Genomic DNA, 17,150 nt, shown 5'->3' on the forward strand with positions numbered 1-17,150 from the left:
ATGGTCGGGCCGAACGAGGTCGGAGTCGGCCCGTGGCAGGGCGATCGGCCCGACGATCCGCGGCTGGACCCGGAGCTGCTCGCGTCCGGTGACCGGCGCAATGTGGTCGACAAGTACCGCTATTGGACCCTCGACGCCATCGTCGAGGACCTGGACCAGCAGCGGCACCCGTTCCACGTCGCGATCGAGAACTGGCAGCACGACCTGAACATCGGCTCGGTGGTCCGCACGGCGAACGCTTTCCTGGCGGCCGAGGTACACATCGTCGGCAACCGGAAGTGGAACCGCCGTGGCGCGATGGTCACCGACCGCTACCAGCATGTCCGCCACCACCCCCGCCTCGAGGACCTGGCGTCGTACGCCGGCGAGCGGAGTCTCCCGGTGATCGGCATCGACAACCTGCCCGGCTCGGTCCCGTTGGAGACGTACGACCTGCCCGCCGGGTGCGTGCTGCTGTTCGGCCAGGAGGGACCGGGGCTGACCGCCGAGGCACACGCCATCTGCGCCGACGTGCTGTCGATCGCGCAGTTCGGATCCACCCGGTCGATCAACGCGAGCGCGGCCGCGGCGATCGCCATGCACGCGTGGGTCCGTCGCCACACCTTCGGTCAGGAGGCGTGATGTGGGCTGACCATACGATCTGGTGGCAGGTCTATCCCCTCGGCTTCACCGGCGCCGAGAAGACCGCGGGTACGTCGGTCGTGCATCGCCTGCCCCAGTTGGAGAACTGGCTCGACTACGCCGTCGAACTTGGTTGCTCAGGGCTACTACTAGGCCCGGTGTTCGCCGCGGAGACGCACGGCTACGACACCATCGACCACTTCCGGATCGATGCCCGGCTCGGTGACGACGCGGACTTCGACCGGTTGGTCGCGGCCGCGCACGACCGTGGTCTGCGGATCGCGCTGGACGGTGTGTTCAACCACGTCGCGCGATCCTTCAACGGGCCGGACGAGTGGTTCCGGCGTCGCCCGGACGGGACGCTTGACACTTTCGAGGGTCACGACCACCTTGTCGCGCTGGATCACAGCCGGCCCGAGGTGGTGCGGTACGTCTCCGAGGTGCTCAGTCACTGGCTCGAGCGGGGTGTCGACGGTTGGCGGCTGGATGCGGCGTACGCCGTACCGCCCGAGTTCTGGCAGGCGGTGCTACCGCGGGAGCGATTCCCGGACGCGTGGTTCTTCGGTGAGGTGATCCACGGCGACTACGCCGGGTACGTCACGACGAGTGGACTCGACTCGGTGACGCAGTACGAGCTGTGGAAGGCGATCTGGAGCTCGCTGAACGACGGCAACTTCTTCGAGCTCGCCTACGCCCTCGAACGGCATGACGCGCTGCTGGACACGTTCGTGCCGCAGACGTTCGTCGGCAATCACGACGTCACCCGGATCGCGACCAAGCTGGACGACGAGCGGCACCTCGGTCACGCGCTGGCGATCCTGTTCACCGTCGCCGGTGTGCCGAGCATCTACTACGGCGACGAGCAGGCCTTCCGCGGGCTGAAGGAGGACCGCCTCGGAGGCGACGACGCGATCCGGCCGGAGTTCCCGGGCACCCCCACAGGGTTGACTCCGGCCGGCTGGTCGACGTACGAGCTGCATCAAGAGCTGATCGGCGTACGGCGGCAGCACCCGTGGCTGACCGGGAGCCGGACGAAAGTCGAGCACCTGACCAACCAGGCGATCGCCCTGCGGTCCTTGAGAGGCGACGACTCGGTGCGGCTTCTGCTGAATGTCTCCGATGAGGCCTACATCTTTCCCGGTGATCCGCTGACTGTGGCGGCGCACAGCTGGAGACTGTTGACGGAACGCGTAACCCCCGACGAGGGTGCCGCGTTGTCCCAGTGACAGAAGTGAGGCTTCTCGACCAAAGTCAGCCCCAACTCGGGCGGGGCGGCACGCATTGTCGGTGTCGTACTGGGTTTGTGACGGGAAAAAGGGGGTAGTTGATGAGTTCTCTGTGGGACGAACTGATTCATGAGCTCGGGACCGTGCGCGCCCTGAGCGCTGCTGCACTCGAGGCGCGCACGGAGACGTCGCGGGTGGCGCTGATCACCCTCCTCGACGCCGAGACCGCAGAGATCTCGGCGATCCTCGACCAGATCCTGCGGGAGGCCCAGCAGACCTCAGCGGCCTAGCAACTGCGCGAAGGCCTGCTGGAGGGTCTCGGTGGCGTCGTCGGGCAGCTCGGACGCGCGGAAGGCGATGTGCGCGTCCGGGCGGACCAGGAGACAGCCGTGGTCCGGGATCTCCCGCGCCCGCGACCAGTCGCCGTACAGGTCCTCCAGCTCGCGACCAGGCCCGATCACATACGGCTCGATCGGTACGCCGAGATGCTCGGACACGGACTGCGCCGCCTTCACCCACGCCTCGCCACCGATCCCGGTGAGCAACGTGAACCGGCCCTTGCCGACCATGTCGAGAGTGCTGACGGTCTCCGAGCCGTGGGTCAGCCAGCAGTGCGGGATCCGGGCGCCCGGCCAGGTCGTCGGGTGGTAGTACAGCTCCGCATCCCGCTCGTACGCCGGCTCCCGCGTACCGTCCGGAATCACGGCAGCCGAGTGGTACCGCTGGCCGAGCTCGACACCGTGCGCGTTGAACTCGTAGTCCTTGAGCTCGATCGCGGTCCGCAGTTCGTCGCGCTGTGCGGCGCCCTCCGGGGTGTCGTCCTTCAGCGATTCGATCGTCCGACCGGCCGGTGCGTCCGGCGTCATCCCGAGCGCGCGGAAGATCTGGCCGAACTGGGTCCGGCTCTTGTTCGCCCGCTCGACGATCTGCTGCGCGATCGGGGTCCGCTCCGCGTCGTACGTCTCCAGCAGGCTCGGATCCGCCTGGCCGCGGAGCACCAGTGCCAGCTTCCAGGCCAGGTTGTACGCGTCCTGGATGGACGTGTTCGAGCCGAGGCCGTTGCTCGGCGGGTGCCGGTGGATCGCGTCACCCATACAGAACACCCGGCCCTTCGAGGCCTTCTCGGCGTACATGTGGTTGACGCTCCACACCGACGTACTCTTCAGCTTCACGTCGATCGTGTCGTCGCCGACCAGGTTGTGCACGATCTCGGTCGCCATCGCCTCGTCGACCACCGGCGCGGGCTGGGAGATGTCGTAGCCCCAGACGATCAGCCACTCGTTCCACGGCCGGACCATCCGGACCAGGCCGGCGCCGATCCCGCCGATCTGCGCGCCCGGCTGGAGCACCCAGTACAGGACGCTCGGGCGACGGGCGACGTACTTGGACAGGTCGGCCTCGAAGACGATGTTCATCGAACCCTCGATGTCCATCGCGCCCGCCATCGGCAGCCCGATGTCCTGGGCGACCTTGCTGCGGCCACCGTCCGCGCCGATCAGGTACTTGGCGCGGATCTGGTACGTCTCCCCGCTCAACCGATCGCGGACCGTCGCAGTGACGCCGTCCTCGTCCTGCTCGAGCGACACGTACTCCGTGTCGAAGCGGACTCGCGCACCACGGCCGGCCGCCGTACTCACGAGGATCGGTTCGAACAGCGTCTGCGGCAGGTCGCAGGGGAGGGTCGGGCTCGCCTCGGTGTAGTCGGCCAGCCGGCGCGGGTGCGTGCCCCAGGTGCGGATCCGGCCGATCTCCTCGCCGGCCAGGCTGGTGCAGAACGCGGTCTGGCCCATCAGATGGTGCGCTGTGCCCTTGTCGATGATCTGGTCCTCGATGCCCATGTCGCGCATCAACTCGACCGTGCGCTGGTTGGTGATGTGGGCCCGCGGCGTGTTGGCGGTCCAGCCGTAGCGGGTCAGGACGATGTTGTCGATGCCGTACGTGGACAGGAACAGCGAGGCGGCGCCACCGGCAGGACCGGTGCCCACGATGAGAACATCCGTCGTGATCACTGCTGCGCCTCCTCGGTGGTCGCGAGAATCAGGTCGTAGTCGACCGTGTAGAAGGGTTCGCCGAACGTCCTGCCGTCCGGCGCCGTACCGGCCGGGTGCTCGACGAAGTCGGCGATCAGGGAGTCCTTGACGCCGAAGACCGCGTCGCTCGCGAGGTACTTGTCACCTCTCGCGAACACATGGGTGATGAGCCGCGCGTATCCAGGCGCGGTCACCATGAAATGGACGTGGGCCGGCCGCATCGCGCCGCGGCCGCCTGCCCGCAGCAGCTCGCCGACCGGTCCGTCGTCCGGGATCGGATAGGCGACCGGCCGTACCGCCCAGAACGAGTAGTTGCCCTCAGCATCGGTCGTCAGATGGCCGCGATTCTGCGATCCGTCAGTTTCCTTTTGAACGTCGTAGAAGCCGTCCTCATCGGCCTGCCAGGTCTCCACCAGCGCTCCCGCGATCGGTTCGCCCTTGGTGCTCAGGACCCGGCCGCTCACCAGGCACGGATGTCCGGGAGCGCCGTTCGAGATGTCCCCGCCGAGCTCGACCTCGGGCGAGCCTTCGACGAAGAACGGCCCGAAGACGGTCGACTCGGTGGCACCCGTCGACTTCGGGTTGCCGAGGCCGACGGTGAGCATCGACAGCCCGAGTACGTCGGCCAGCAGGACGAACTCCTGTCTGGTGTCCGTCGAGATCTGCCCGGTCCGGGTCAGGAAGTCGATCGCGGTGAAGTACTCCGCCTCGGTCAGCTTCACCTCCCGCGCGAACTCGTGCAGGTGGCGCACCAGCGCGCTCATCACCTCCTGCGTTCGCGGGTCCTGGCTGCCGTCGAAGCTGGCCACCACCGCATCGGTCAGGTCGTCGCCTTGCAGATCCATCCGGTTGCTCCTCATGCCTCGATCACCATCGCCAGGCCTTGGCCGACGCCGATGCACAACGTCGCCAGGCCGAAGCCACCACCGCGCCGCTTCAGTTCGTGCGCGAGCGTGGTCAGAATGCGGGTTCCCGAACTGCCCAGGGGATGCCCGAGCGCGATCGCCCCGCCGTTCACATTCACCTTGTCGCGGTCCAGTTCAGGCCATTGCTGCAGGCAAGCAAGGCTCTGGGCCGCGTACGCCTCGTTGAGCTCGACCAGGGTGAGATCGTCCCAGCCGATGCCCGCCTTCTTCAGCGCCTTGTTCGACGCCTCGACCGGGCCGATCCCGAAGTACTGCGGATCCACGGCATGAACCGCCCTGCTGACGATCCGCGCCATCGGGGTTCGGCCCAGCCGGCCGGCAGTTTCCTCATCGGCGATCAGTACGGCGGATGCGCCGTCGTTCAACGTGGATGCGTTGCCGGCGGTCACCGTCCCCGTGCCGTCGGTGCGGAAGGCCGGCTTGAGTTTGGCCATCACCTCGGGGGTGCCGCCGTCGCGGATCGACTCGTCGCGGGTGAGCGGGTGCCCCTTGAGGTCGAGGCGCCCCCACGGCACGATCTCCGCGTCGAAGGCGCCGGCGGCCCATGCCTTGGCGGCCTTCTCGTGGCTCTCCAGCGCGAACAGATCCTGCGCTTCGCGGGTGACGCCGTACTTGTCGGCCAGTCGCTCGGTCGCTTCGCCGAGCGAGATCGTCCAGTCCTTCGGCATCTTCGGGTTGACCAGCCGCCAGCCGAGGGACGTCGACTCCGCGGTCATGCTGCCGTGCGGGTAGGCGCGTTCGGGCTTCGGGAGCACCCACGGTGCACGGCTCATCGACTCCACACCGCCGGCGATGACCAGGCTCGCGTCGTTGGTTTCGATCGCCCGGGCTGCCTGGATCGCGGCTTCGAGGCCGGATCCGCAGAGGCGGTTGACCGTCGTACCGGGGACGCTGGTGGGGAAGCCGGCCAGCAGCGCGGCCATCCGGGCCACGTCGCGGTTCTCCTCGCCGGCGCCGTTGGCGTTGCCGAGGAAGACGTCGTCGAGTTCCGCCGGGTCGATGCCTGTCCGGCTCGCGAGCTCTTGGAGGGTTGCGGCGGCGAGGTCATCGGGTCGTGCGGCCGCGAGTGCGCCGCCGAGTTTGCCGACGGGTGTGCGGACCGCGTCCAGCAGGAAGGCGGATCTCATCGGGTCGCTCCTTCGGGCCGGGTGCCGGCCCATGCGCGGGTGAGGATGTCTTTGACGAGCTGGAGTGGGGCTCCCTGGAACGTGCGCGCGGCCTCGTCCGCCTGGTCCTCGGTCAGGCCGAGGTCCTTCAGGTTGGTGGAGATGCCGGCGTCGGCGAACAGGTCGTACAGCCCGGTCGCCAGGTCGTTGGTCCCGAGCGCCGCCTCGAGCCGTGCCTTGGCCTGCGGTACGTCTGGTGCCTTGATCCGGGTCACCTGGGGGAGGACCGCGGCGTGGGTCTCGGCGTGCGGGAGGTTGTAGGTGCCGCCGAGGAGATGGCACAGCTTGTGGTGCAGGCCGGTGCCGGCTGTCGCCAGCGCGGAGCCGCCGAGGCAGGCGCCGTACAGAAGGTTGCTCCGGGCATCGATATCCGTTGGATCCTGCCGGACCTTTCTGAGTCCCGCCGCGAGGGCTCGAGCTCCTTCGACAGCTGTCGTCTCGGTGATCGGGTCAGCCTTGGGTGTCCACACCGCCTCGACGCAATGTGCGAGGGCGTTGGCCACGCTGGCAGCCGTGACCTTCAACGGCAGATGCTGGCTGAGGACCGCGTCATAGACCACAACCCTCGGCAACACCTTCAGGTCGGTGCCGGTGGTTTTACTGCCGCCGGAGGTCTCGCCCCAGACAGGCGTCATCTCCGACCCGGCGTACGTGGTTGGAACCGCCACGATGGGAAGGTCCCTCGTCAGCGCGACCGCCTTCGCCAGGCCGATCGCCGAGCCGCCGCCGATCGCGATGAGTCCGTCAGCGTCGATCTCGCGCGCCTTCGCGCGTGCGTTCTCCGCAACCTCGGTCGGCACGTGCTGCGTCACACCGTCGATCCGGCCCGCGAACCGATCCTTCAGCTCGACCTCAACCACATCGGCCGCGTCCCGCGCCGAGTTGGTCGCCACCACCAGCACCCGCCGTACTCCGAGCAACTCAACCTCGGCCGCCACCTGGTCGAGCGACCCGGCGCCGAACACCACCCGCCCGGGAAAGAAAGTGTGCACGAAGTTGGTCGTCATCCACGACCACCCCGCGCAGGCCCTGCGACGTACCGGACTCGATCCGCATCACGCATCGACGGCCTCCCGGTTGCGGAGACGGTGCAGAGCCGTCAGCTCCACCTCGGACGGCGGCTCGACGGACTTGATGCTGTCGGCAACCTTCAGAGGCCAGCCAGTTGCTTCGCGCGCCTGCTCGACGGTCACGCCCGGGTGCAGACGGGTCAGCGTCAGTTCGTTGGTCTGTGGGTCGGGCTCGAGTACGCCGTGGTCGGTGATGACCAGGGTCGGACCGGCGCCGGGGGCCTGCCGTTCGCGGCCGGAAGGGCCGTACCCGACCGAGGTCACGAAGTCGACCTGCTCGACGAACGTCCGCGGCGACTGCTTGACGATCACGATCACCCGCCCGGCCGCCGCCGCGATCTCCGGCGCACCGCCGGCGCCCGGCAGCCGGGTCTTGGGATCGCTGTGCTCGCCGATCACGGTCGTGTTGATGTTCCCGAACCGGTCGATCTGCGCTGCGCCGAGGAACCCGACGTCGATGCGTCCCGCCCCGACCCAGTAGTTGAACATCTCCGGCACGGACACGACTGCGGTCGCTGTCGCAGCCAGATCGTCGTCCCCGATCGACAACGGCAGCCGGCGCGGCTTCGCGTCGATCGCCCCGGATTCGTAGACCAGCCGGCAGTTCGGCGCATGCGTCCGCCGTGCCAGGTTCGCCGCCAGATTTGGCGGCCCGACCCCGACCAGGCACACATCTCCGTCCCGCAGTTCCCGCGCCGCCGCGACATTCATCATGTCCGCGGAGTTCCACTCAGCTGTGTCCTGCTTACGCATGTGCGGTCACCTCCTCCTGGGCCGCGGGCAGGCCGTTGTCCTTGGCCCACTGCAAGAACGCGGTGCGATCCCGGGAGATGGCGTCCCATTGCTGGTAGAAGTCGTTGTCGCGCACGGAGTACCCGGCGGCGTACGACGGCCACGCCCCACCCGGTACGACGCTCACCGCGGACAGCACCCAGTTCGGCAGGATCACCGCGCCGGTGTGCTCGGGGAACTCGTCGACCACCTCTTCGACCGTCACGATCGCTCGCTCCGCCGCGAGCACCGCCTCGCGCTGCACCCCGGTGATGCCCCAGAGCATGACGTTCCCGTCCCGGTCCGCCAGTTGCGCGTGGATCACCGTGACGTCGGGATTGACCGCCTTCACCGCGGCCAGTTCCTCGCCGGTGAACGGGCAGGTGACCCGGCTGATGATGTCCCGCTGCTCCTCGAGATCCGTACCGCGGTACCCCCGCAGTACGGCGAACGGCAGTCGCGCGGCACCGGCGACGTACGCGTTGGCCAGACCGGCGTGGCTGTGTTCGTGGACCACGAGCCGGTGCGGCCAGTGCTTCTCAACCGCGTCGCGGAGCCGATGCAGTGAGCCGACACCTGGGTTGCCGCCGTACGAGAAGACGAGCTCGTCCGCGACGCCCAGCCCGATCAGCTGGTCGTAGACGAGGTCGGGTGTCATTCGGACCAGGGTCAGGTGGCGCCGGCCCTGCCGGGCGATCTCGTGCGCGGCGGCGAACGGGATGAGGTGGGTGAAGCCTTCGAGCGCGACGGTGTCGCCGTCGTGGACATGCGCCGCGATCGCTTCGCTGAGAGGAACTGGACTTGGCATGCGGGCTCCGCTAGGATTTCGCTGAGCGAAAAGTTCTTCTTTCAACGAAAAGTAGGCTAGCCGATGGCTGGTGAGACGTCTAGCGGGACCTTCCTGCAGGGCCTCGAGCGTGGGCTCGCGGTGATCCGTGCGTTCTCGGCGGATGCGCCGTCGCTGACGCTGAGCGAGGTGGCGCGCGACGTCGGGATCACGCCGGCGACGGCGCGGCGGATCCTGCTCACGCTCGGCGAACTCGGGTACGTCCGCAGCGACGGCCGGCGCTTCTCGCTCACCCCGCGGGTGCTTGCGCTCGGGTGGGCGTACCTGTCGTCGCTCGATCTCGGCGAGCTGGCCGGCCCGTTCATGGAGGAGCTCAGCGCGAAGACCCGCGAGTCCTGCTCGATCGCGACGCTGGACCTGCCGGACATCGTGTACGTCGCCCGCGTCCCGACCAGCCGGATCATGACCGTCGCGCTCGGCGTCGGCGCGCGGCTACCGGCGTACCCGACCTCGATGGGGCGCGTGTTGCTGGCCGGTCTGCCAGAGGAGAAGCTGACGACCTACCTGTCGACGCTGGACGCCGAATCACTAACCCCCCGGACGCTGACGTCGCTGGACAAGCTGCGCGACACCATCGACCGCGCCCGCGTCGACGGGTATGCCTTGGTCGATCAGGAGCTCGAGCTCGGCCTGCGCTCGATCGCCGCCCCCATCCACAACGCCCGCGGCCGCACCATCGCCGCCCTCAACGTCTCCGCCCACGCCTCCCGCTCCACCCCCACCACCCTCCGCACCGACGTCCTCCCCCACCTCCAGGCAGCCGCCGCCCAAATAACCACAGCCCTAACCCACCGCGGCCACCTCTAACCCACCGCGACCACCGGCCGCGGTCGTTCGGCGGGCGTGGATCGAGACATCTCCTGGTGGGCGGGAACATGAAATGTCCTGTTCATGGCCACAGCTTCGTGTCCCAGCGCTGGGTGCTGCCGCCGGGTGATCGCCGCCGCGACCCGGACTGCGAACCCACGGCCCAGATGGCGCTCCGCGGCCGCGGCGTCCGCTCAGGTTTTCAGTTCGGTGAGGATCTCGAGGTAGTGGGGGTTGTTCATGATTCCGATGATGTTGCCGAACGGGTCGACCACGAACGCCGTGCGGAAGCCGCTGTTGTTGCCTCGCTCAACGATTCCTTCGAGCAGGGTCGCTCCGTGCGCCAGCAGGTGTTCGAGCTCGCCCTCCAGGTCGTCGACATGCCAGTGGACGATCGCGCCGGCCGGCCCGTGGCTGACGTCGTGCCGTGCGTACTTCGCGTCGACGATCCCCAGCTCACACTGGAAGTCCCCGAACCGGAACTCGACGTACGCCGGCTCCTCCACGGACGGCACCGCGTAGTACGCCTCGATCCCCAGCAGCTTCGAGTACCACTCCCGCGCCGCCTTCACGTCGTCGGCGAAGAAACTCACGGTCGCAAACCCTCGCATCATCGTCCTGCCCCTTCCTCGGTTGCTCGTGACCACAACCCTCCCAGCCAAACTGCTCACCAAATGAGCACTTTTCCGGGAGATCTTCGAAGGAGGCCGCCGAGGAGTCGTGCGACCGAGGCTGAGGTCAGTCGGGCAGGTCGGGTCAGTCGGTCTGGGTTACCTTCCGGAGGCCTCGCGGCGCGTCGGGGTTCAGGCCCAGCTTGCGGGCCAGGGACTCGATGGCTCGTTGGGCTGGGATGACCAGCGCCAGGGGAGCCAGGGTCTCGGGAAGGTCGGGACCCGGCAGGTTGACGTCGCACCGGGCGGCGAAGGTGGGGTCGCCACCGATGCCGAGGATCTTGCTTCCCTTCTCGCGGACGATGCCGGCCAACTCGGTCATGCCAGGCAGGGCAGGACCTTCGCCGGCCGCGACCAGAATGGTGACCAGATCGGCGTCGACGACCGCGATCGGCCCGTGCTTCAGGTCGGCGTACGAGAGGCCGCGGACCGGCTGCAGGCAGGTCTCCTCCAGCTTGAGCGCAACCTCGAGCGTCGTACCGAACGTGAGCCCACGCCCGCTGGCGAGTACGTCGTGCGCGCCGGCGAGCAGATCCGCCGCTTCCTCGACGGAGTTCTCCAGCATCTTCGTCGCGGCGTCCGGAACTCGGGCGATGTCCGCGTCCAGCGTCCCCGGCCGCTGCGCCAGCGCGTCGACGGCGACCGTGATAGCCGCGAGCTGCGTGGTGTAGGTCTTCGTCGCCGGGACCGCGAGCTCCTTGCCGGCCTGGGTGATCAGGGCGACGTCGGCGGTCGAGGCCAGCGGGCTGTCGCCGTCGTTCGTGATCCCGACGATCGCGGCGCCGTTGCGCTTGGCCCACTCGGCCGTGTCGATGATCTCCTGGGTCGCACCGGACTGGCTGACCGCGACCACCAGCGAGTTCGAGAGATCGAGGTTGGCGCCGTACAGCGTCGCCACCGAGGGAGCGGCGAGTGACGCCTGTCGGCCGGCGTGGATCTCGGTCAGGTAGCGGCCGTACACGCCCGCGTTGTCCGACGATCCGCGAGCCACGAAGATCACGTGCCGGCGTCCCGCGGCCAGTCGGGTGATGTCGTGCCGCAGCGGCAGCACATGCTCGAACGTGGCGGCCAGCGCGGCCGGCTGCTCGGCGATCTCGCGCGCCATCTGGGTTTCCTGAGTGGGGACAGACACCACTGCGATCACTGGTCCTATCTGGTCTTAACAGGTATGCTGCGCACGATAGCAGTGAGCGGCGCCGCGGGGCACCCCCGAGGCCCGCCCAGGTCTGGAGGATCGAGAAGCGATGGTGGCGACCAAGCGGGCCCAGGTCCGATCGGTACTGGAGCGGCTGATCGATGTCGAGCTGCATCCAGGGGATCCGATCCCCTCCGAACGCGCCCTGGTGGACAAGTTGAACGTCTCCCGGGTGACCGTCCGGCAGGCGATCAGCGACCTGGTCGAGTCCGGCGCGCTGGAACGCGTGCACGGCAAGGGCACCTTCGTCACCGGTCCACAGGTCGACTCCCAGCTGCACCTCACCTCGTTCTCCCGGGAGATGAGAGCCCGCGGCCTCGAGCCCGGGACGGTGGTGCTGTCGGCCACTGAGATCGAGGCGTCCGACGAGACCGCGAAGGGCCTGCGGGTCGCCAAGGGCACCAAGGTGATCCGGGTCGAACGGCTGCGCACCGCCGACGCCTCGCCGATGGCCTACGAGGTCGGCTACTACCCGTCCGCGCTCTTCCCCGGCCTGCTCGGCCGTGAGCTCGGCACCCTGTACGACGTCTTCGCCAGCGAGTACGACGTCGTCGTCACCTCTGGTGAGCAGACGGTCCGGGCGGACAACGCCGACGGTCACGTCGCCCGAGTCCTCGGTGTGGCCAGGCGGGCACCCCTGCTGGTCCTCGAGCGAACCACCTTCGCCGGCCGCAAGGTCGTCGAGCTGTCCTGGTCGGCCTACCGGGCCGATCGCTACCGGCTGCACATGGCCCTGACCCCGCGCGGCCCGAGAACCGGGTCCGCCTGAATGCCCGCGGCCGGACCCCGGACGGACGTCCGGCCGCAACGAACTGGATCCGTCCTGTTCATCAACTGGTCTACATCTCTGCCGATCGCTCCCCGGCCGCCCGGCCGGTCCGGCAGGCGGGCCGCCGGATACGACGAGGTACCGGGCGGCAATACTGGAGCTCGACCCACAAGAACTGTGTTGTGAGGAGTACCGCGAGACATGCCTATTGCCACCCCTGAGGTCTACGCCGAGATGCTGGACAAGGCCAAGCAGAACCGCTTCGCCTACCCGGCCATCAACGTCAGCTCCTCGCAGACGCTGATCGCCGCGATCCGCGGTTTCGCCGAGGCGGGCTCGGACGGCATCGTCCAGGTCTCCACCGGCGGTGCGGAGTACCTGTCCGGCTCGACCGTGAAGAACATGGTGACCGGCTCGGTCGCCCTGGCGGCGTACGCGCACGAGGTCGCCAAGAACTTCGGAGTCAACATCGCGCTGCACACCGACCACTGCCCGAAGGACAAGCTGGACGGCTTCGTCCGGCCGCTGCTGGAGATCTCGGCCGAGCGCGTCGCCCGGGGCGAGAACCCGCTGTTCCAGTCGCACATGTGGGACGGCTCGGCCGTGCCCCTGACCGAGAACCTCGAGATCGCCAAGGACCTGCTGGCCAAGACGGCCGCGGCGAAGATCGTGCTGGAGATCGAGGTCGGTGTCGTCGGCGGTGAGGAAGACGGTGTCGCCAACGAGATCAACGAGAAGCTCTACACCACGGTCGAGGACGGCCTGGCCACGGTCGAGGCGCTGGGCACCGGCGAGAACGGCCGCTACATCACCGCGCTGACCTTCGGCAACGTGCACGGCGTCTACAAGCCGGGCGCGGTCAAGCTGCGTCCGGAGATCCTGAAGGAGATCCAGGACCAGGTCGGCGCCAAGGTCGGCAAGGAGCGCCCGTTCGACCTGGTCTTCCACGGCGGCTCCGGCTCGACCCTGGAGGAGATCCGGGCCGCGGTCGACCACGGTGTGATCAAGATGAACGTGGACACCGACACGCAGTACGCGTTCACCCGGCCGGCTGCCGCGCACATGTTCAAGAACTACGACGGTGTGCTGAAGGTCGACGGCGACGTCGGCAACAAGAAGGCCTACGACCCGCGCGCGTGGGGCAAGGCCGCCGAGGAGGGCATGGCCAAGCGCGTCGTCGAGGCCTGCGAGAGCCTCCGCTCGGCGGGTACGGCGATCAACGCCTGACATCAGATCCTCCTGAAGGGTCGTGGTGGGGCTCACCGCTGCGTGCGGTGGGCCCCTTGTCACATGCGGGCACGGGCGAGGTCGAACTGGCGGACGCCGGTACGGCGGGATGCTCGGGCGAAGGTGGAACGGACGCGGTCGATGACGGCGGGCGGATCGTTGAGATCGGCCCAGGGAATCCAGCAGTGCTCGATCGGTAGTGGGGCGGACGAGTCGGGGAGTGGGGTTGGCGCGGCTGACTCGTCCTCATCCGGCTCGAATTCGTCGTACCAGAAGGGGAAGCGCGGCTCGAACTCGAGCACTGTGCGTTCGTCCGGGAACCAGAGGGACGTGGTCTCGGGCTGACCTGGGTCGGGTGTGTCCGCGTCTGGGGCCGGTAGCGGTGATGGGGTGGGGAAGCCGGCTCCGGCGAGGATGAAGCGCAGCCGGGATTCGGCCACCGACGCCGAGTTCGTGCAGGCGAGGGACGTGATCTCGACCGATCGTTCGTTGCCATGGTCGTGGGCTGCGCGTTTCAGCGAGCGTCTGGTGACCAGACCGGCGTACAGCGCGGCGTCGGCCAGGACCACGGCCTGGGTCTTGGGCGCGGTCGCCGCCACCTCGGCAACTGCGCGGGCAGGGGAGACCATCCGGAGCTTGTTCCACAGCTGGATGCCTGGGCCGACTGGATCGCGGATGTGACGGTGCACGCCGCCGACGCAGCCCGGGCGACCGGCCGGCGCGGTCACGTGCACGCGGGACAGGTCGAGGCCCCAGACCGGTAGGGCATGCAGGGCCGCGGCGGACTGATGGCTGGCATACACGTTGGGCCCGCCGGAGCGGAGAACGCGCGAGACCTTGCGCAGATGCAGGACTTCCTGAGTGATCAGGATGAGCGACCGGCGCTCGGCATACGTCCCCGGCCGGATCCGGCGCCAGCCGCCGGTGTCCAGCATGGAGTCGATATCCGGATCGGGGTAACCACACGCCCGAGCATCAGCCCGAGTGAACACGCCACCCCGAATCGAGGCCATCACAGCAAGTTGAGGATTCATGCCCTAGAACCTGCCGCGATCAGCCCCCTCCGCGAACCACGACTTCGAACCTGTGGAGAACCTGGGGATCACAGCCGATGCCGAACCAACACGTTCGGTTCCACATACACAGCACAACCGGCCTCGACGTCGCACTGCACGGAGACGAGAGCACCAGGAACCTCGACCGAGCCGTCCTGGTCGAACGGCAGGCCCGTCCACCGACGCCACTCCTCCAGCGACCCGGCGACCAACCAGGACGTCGGAGCCAGGCCAGCGATCTCCCCACCGGCCCGGACGTGCGTCCGAAGCCAGGGGTCGATCGGCAGGCCATCCGAGCGAGTCCGACTGGCGTACTCGTGCATCGGCGTACCGGGTTCGAGGTGTTTGTGGCTCGGTCGGACAGGTGCATGGAGCTGCCCGAGTCCAAGGTCGGTGGCAGCGTCCCGGAGGGCAGCCAGGAGGTGGCCGGCTACACCCTGGCCCTGGAACTCTTGGGCGACGCTGATGTTGAGCGCGCAGGCGACCTCCGGCTCGAGTCCACGCCGGGCGTCCGCGAACGCCCAGACAACCGCCTGTTCCCACCCTCCGGCTGGGAGCTCGTCGCGACTCCTCAGCTGTACGGCGTGGGCGTCGCCGACGACCACGCCGTCACTGGTTGTCGCCACCAAGCAGGTCGTTGGGAACGTCTCGACCGTCTGCCAGAAGTACGCCTCGGACACCCGGTTGTGGCGCATGAACTCAGGCCAACCCGCGACGTCGATGTCTGCCCCGGCCAGCTCTGGCCGCTCAGCGACCGTGGTGATGTCCAGGAGCTGCGCGGACGGTAGTTCAATACGCCTGGCGACGGGCATGAAAAAAGCCCGTCATGTCTGTATGACGAGCTCTGCGCGGGTTGGTACCCAGGGTTGCCAGAGGAGCGGCATGCCGGCCTCCGCGGGTGTGCGGTTGCCCTTCCGCTCGTTGCAGGTGGCATGGGCGGCCACGGCGTTCAGCCACTCGGTGCGGCCGCCCCTGGATCTGGGTTGAACATGATCCATGGTGTCGGCATTGTCCAGACCGCAGTACGCACACCGGAACTTGTCACGCCGGAGCACACCGTGCTTGCTGTACTTCATCCGGCCGGCCGCGTAGCGCCAGTGGGTGACGACGTACCGGACCAGGCGCAGAACGCGCGGAACCGGAAAAGGGCCGATGGTCCGCTCTCCGTGCGCCTCTTCCACCACTGCGACCTCTCGGACCAGCATCCGGATGGCGTGCTGGATCGAGACGGTGTGCAGCGGCTCGTATGACGCGTTCAGGACTATGACGCTCATCCGGTGCCTCCTTCCGGCCGTAGCTGGGAACCACGGCGGCTATCACGCAGGGTCTCAAGCATCCGTGGCCGGTCGGTGAACGGTCAACGGATTTCGCCAGACGGTCACGTACCGGTTCGGCTGCGTGATCGGCGAAGATGTGCTTATGGAATTGAACAATCTGCTCTCAGGTCCTCCCGAGACACTACTCCCAGTCGACCCGGCCGCGGCGGAACTCGCCGCCGGGGCAGCTGCGGCGGACGTCGCGGCCAAGTTCCCCACGTCCTCGCTGGCCTGGGGCGTGCTGGCCGAGGCAGCCCTGGCGGACGGCCGCACGATCGAGGCCTACGCGTACGCCCGGACCGGCTACCACCGCGGCCTGGACCTGCTCCGGCGCAACGGCTGGAAGGGCCACGGACCGGTCCCGTGGGAGCACGAGCCGAACCGAGGCTTCCTGCGCTGCCTCGCCGTACTGGGCAAGGCCGCCGCGCTGATCGACGAGAAGGACGAGGCCGAGCGCTGCGCCACGTTCCTGCGCGACTCGTCGCCCACCGCGGCCGACGTGCTGAGCTGAAACCTGGTTGTCGGGCTGGTGACTCGGCGGCATGATCCGTCGGGTGACCAGCCCGTATGCGCAGGACGAATACAGAGTCGGCTTCGACTGGGGACCGGTCGGTGCGAAAGTGGTCGCCGGCAACCTGGTGGCTGTCGTGGACGTGCTGTCGTTCACGACAGCGGTGACCGTCGCCGTCGATCAAGGCATTGACGTGTACCCGTACCGGTGGCGCGACGAGACGGCCGTTGCCTATGCCAAGCAGTACGACGCTCAGCTCGCGGTCGGCAGGTCCGATGCGGGTCCGGGCGACATCAGCCTGTCGCCGGTCACCATCCGTCAAGCGCACGGAGTCGAGCGGCTGGTGCTCCCTTCGCCCAACGGCTCGACCATCTCGCAACAGCTCAGCGACAGCGGCGCCACAGTGATCGCAGTGTCGCTCCGCAACCGGTCTGCGGCGGCGGCCTGGGTGAACGAGCGATGCGCCGAGGAGCCCGACCTCAAGGTGGTCGCGATCGCGGCAGGGGAGCGGTGGACGGACGGATCGCTCCGGCCGGCTGTGGAGGACCTCTGGGGTGCCGGTGGGTTCCTGAGCGCCCTGCAAGTGGACGGGTTGTCGCCGGAGGCCCGAGCGGCGGTGGCGGCGTACGAGGCTGTGGCAGACGAGCTGCCTGCACTGCTGTACGACTGCGCCGGCGGTCGCGAACTCACGCAGTACGGCTACCCCGACGACGTGGCGATCGCGGCGGAGGTCGACACCAGCCAATTCGTCCCCGTTCTGAGGGACGGTAAGATGAGCGCGTCAACCTGAGCTACGACTTACTGCCCGTTGATAGAGCCGGTAGGCGGCGCGCGTCCCCGCTTCCTGCCCGAGATATGGACGGTTGTAGGCGGACTCGGACAGATCGGTGCAGCAGGACGCCCACGGTCGGTCCCCGCCCCTCCGGGCAGCGGAAGGTACTA

At 68.2% G+C, this 17,150-nt stretch carries 19 protein-coding genes; 8 read left to right on the forward strand and 11 right to left on the reverse strand.

The annotated features are described in order from the left end of the window. The 3 genes from E0H75_RS06285 (at window position 1) to E0H75_RS06295 (ending at window position 2,137) form a co-directional block, all read left to right on the forward strand. Window positions 1-621, forward strand: coding sequence for a TrmH family RNA methyltransferase (locus tag E0H75_RS06285; RefSeq protein WP_131513091.1), 621 nt, complete (start codon window positions 1-3; stop codon window positions 619-621). Then, a complete protein-coding gene (locus E0H75_RS06290; RefSeq protein ID WP_131512142.1) occupies window positions 621-1,847 on the forward strand; it encodes an alpha-amylase family protein in 1,227 nt (408 codons plus the stop codon). Before E0H75_RS06285 ends, E0H75_RS06290 begins: the two co-directional genes overlap by 1 nt. A gap of 101 nt (window positions 1,848-1,948) precedes the next feature. Beyond that, a complete protein-coding gene (locus tag E0H75_RS06295) occupies window positions 1,949-2,137 on the forward strand; it encodes a hypothetical protein (RefSeq protein ID WP_131363744.1) in 189 nt (62 codons plus the stop codon). Here E0H75_RS06295 and E0H75_RS06300 read toward each other — a convergent pair. Genes E0H75_RS06300 through E0H75_RS06325 form a run of 6 tightly spaced genes read right to left on the reverse strand, consistent with a single transcriptional unit; the run spans window position 2,126 to window position 8,618 of the window. Then, entirely contained in the window at window positions 2,126-3,856 is a 1,731-nt protein-coding gene (locus tag E0H75_RS06300) for an FAD-dependent oxidoreductase (RefSeq protein WP_131512143.1), read from the reverse strand. The genes E0H75_RS06295 and E0H75_RS06300 overlap by 12 nt on opposite strands. Further along, window positions 3,853-4,722 carry an intradiol ring-cleavage dioxygenase gene (locus E0H75_RS06305; RefSeq protein WP_238162867.1) on the reverse strand — a complete coding sequence of 290 codons (870 nt, stop codon included), beginning with the start codon at window positions 4,720-4,722 and terminating at the stop codon, window positions 3,853-3,855. The genes E0H75_RS06300 and E0H75_RS06305 overlap by 4 nt, the downstream gene beginning before the upstream one ends. Before the next feature lie 11 nt (window positions 4,723-4,733). Beyond that, entirely contained in the window at window positions 4,734-5,930 is a 1,197-nt protein-coding gene (locus E0H75_RS06310) for a thiolase family protein (RefSeq protein ID WP_131512147.1), read from the reverse strand. Further along, entirely contained in the window at window positions 5,927-6,976 is a 1,050-nt protein-coding gene (locus tag E0H75_RS06315; RefSeq protein WP_131512149.1) for a maleylacetate reductase, read from the reverse strand. Before E0H75_RS06315 ends, E0H75_RS06310 begins: the two co-directional genes overlap by 4 nt. Window positions 6,977-7,024: 48 nt before the next feature. After that, the gene (locus E0H75_RS06320) at window positions 7,025-7,792 is read right to left on the reverse strand and encodes a CoA-transferase subunit beta (RefSeq protein ID WP_131512150.1); all 768 of its coding nucleotides are present in this window, start codon (window positions 7,790-7,792) and stop codon (window positions 7,025-7,027) included. After that, complete coding sequence (locus E0H75_RS06325) at window positions 7,785-8,618, reverse strand: CoA transferase subunit A (protein WP_131512152.1); 834 nt, start codon at window positions 8,616-8,618, stop codon at window positions 7,785-7,787. The genes E0H75_RS06320 and E0H75_RS06325 overlap by 8 nt, the downstream gene beginning before the upstream one ends. A 63-nt stretch (window positions 8,619-8,681) precedes the next feature. Between E0H75_RS06325 and E0H75_RS06330 the strand changes: the two genes are divergently transcribed. Then, window positions 8,682-9,464 (forward strand): IclR family transcriptional regulator domain-containing protein, encoded by a 783-nt coding sequence (locus E0H75_RS06330; RefSeq protein WP_131512154.1) that lies wholly within the window; start codon window positions 8,682-8,684, stop codon window positions 9,462-9,464. A 194-nt stretch (window positions 9,465-9,658) separates the two neighbouring features. Here E0H75_RS06330 and E0H75_RS06335 read toward each other — a convergent pair whose 3' ends face one another. Together E0H75_RS06335 and E0H75_RS06340 are read right to left on the reverse strand one after the other, a co-directional pair. Next, window positions 9,659-10,057, reverse strand: coding sequence for a VOC family protein (locus tag E0H75_RS06335; protein WP_238162868.1), 399 nt, complete (start codon window positions 10,055-10,057; stop codon window positions 9,659-9,661). A gap of 163 nt (window positions 10,058-10,220) precedes the next feature. Further along, the gene (locus E0H75_RS06340; protein ID WP_131512158.1) at window positions 10,221-11,240 is read right to left on the reverse strand and encodes an SIS domain-containing protein; all 1,020 of its coding nucleotides are present in this window, start codon (window positions 11,238-11,240) and stop codon (window positions 10,221-10,223) included. A gap of 139 nt (window positions 11,241-11,379) precedes the next feature. Between E0H75_RS06340 and E0H75_RS06345 the strand changes: the two genes are divergently transcribed. Next, entirely contained in the window at window positions 11,380-12,099 is a 720-nt protein-coding gene (locus E0H75_RS06345) for a GntR family transcriptional regulator (protein ID WP_131363764.1), read from the forward strand. Window positions 12,100-12,300: 201 nt separating this feature from the next. Continuing rightward, on the forward strand, window positions 12,301-13,326 hold the full coding sequence (gene fbaA / locus E0H75_RS06350) for a class II fructose-bisphosphate aldolase (RefSeq protein WP_131512160.1): 1,026 nt from the start codon (window positions 12,301-12,303) through the stop codon (window positions 13,324-13,326). A gap of 59 nt (window positions 13,327-13,385) precedes the next feature. Here the strand turns inward: fbaA and E0H75_RS06355 are convergent, their stop codons facing one another. The 3 genes from E0H75_RS06355 to E0H75_RS06365 form a co-directional block, all read right to left on the reverse strand. Beyond that, window positions 13,386-14,339: a type IV toxin-antitoxin system AbiEi family antitoxin domain-containing protein gene (locus tag E0H75_RS06355; RefSeq protein WP_131512162.1), complete on the reverse strand. Its 954-nt coding sequence runs from the start codon at window positions 14,337-14,339 to the stop codon at window positions 13,386-13,388. A gap of 89 nt (window positions 14,340-14,428) precedes the next feature. Next, a complete protein-coding gene (locus tag E0H75_RS06360) occupies window positions 14,429-15,193 on the reverse strand; it encodes a GNAT family N-acetyltransferase (protein WP_131512164.1) in 765 nt (254 codons plus the stop codon). Window positions 15,194-15,205: 12 nt separating this feature from the next. Next, window positions 15,206-15,655, reverse strand: coding sequence for an HNH endonuclease (locus E0H75_RS06365; protein WP_131512166.1), 450 nt, complete (start codon window positions 15,653-15,655; stop codon window positions 15,206-15,208). A gap of 145 nt (window positions 15,656-15,800) precedes the next feature. Between E0H75_RS06365 and E0H75_RS06370 the strand changes: the two genes are divergently transcribed. Together E0H75_RS06370 and E0H75_RS06375 are read left to right on the forward strand one after the other, a co-directional pair. After that, window positions 15,801-16,208 carry a DUF3151 domain-containing protein gene (locus tag E0H75_RS06370; RefSeq protein ID WP_131512168.1) on the forward strand — a complete coding sequence of 136 codons (408 nt, stop codon included), beginning with the start codon at window positions 15,801-15,803 and terminating at the stop codon, window positions 16,206-16,208. A 43-nt stretch (window positions 16,209-16,251) separates the two neighbouring features. Next, on the forward strand, window positions 16,252-16,998 hold the full coding sequence (locus E0H75_RS06375) for a 2-phosphosulfolactate phosphatase (RefSeq protein ID WP_131512169.1): 747 nt from the start codon (window positions 16,252-16,254) through the stop codon (window positions 16,996-16,998). The last annotated feature ends 152 nt before the right edge of the window (window positions 16,999-17,150 follow it).

Origin of the sequence: Kribbella capetownensis (genome assembly GCF_004331485.1) — a bacterium.
Taxonomy (GTDB): domain Bacteria; phylum Actinomycetota; class Actinomycetes; order Propionibacteriales; family Kribbellaceae; genus Kribbella; species Kribbella capetownensis.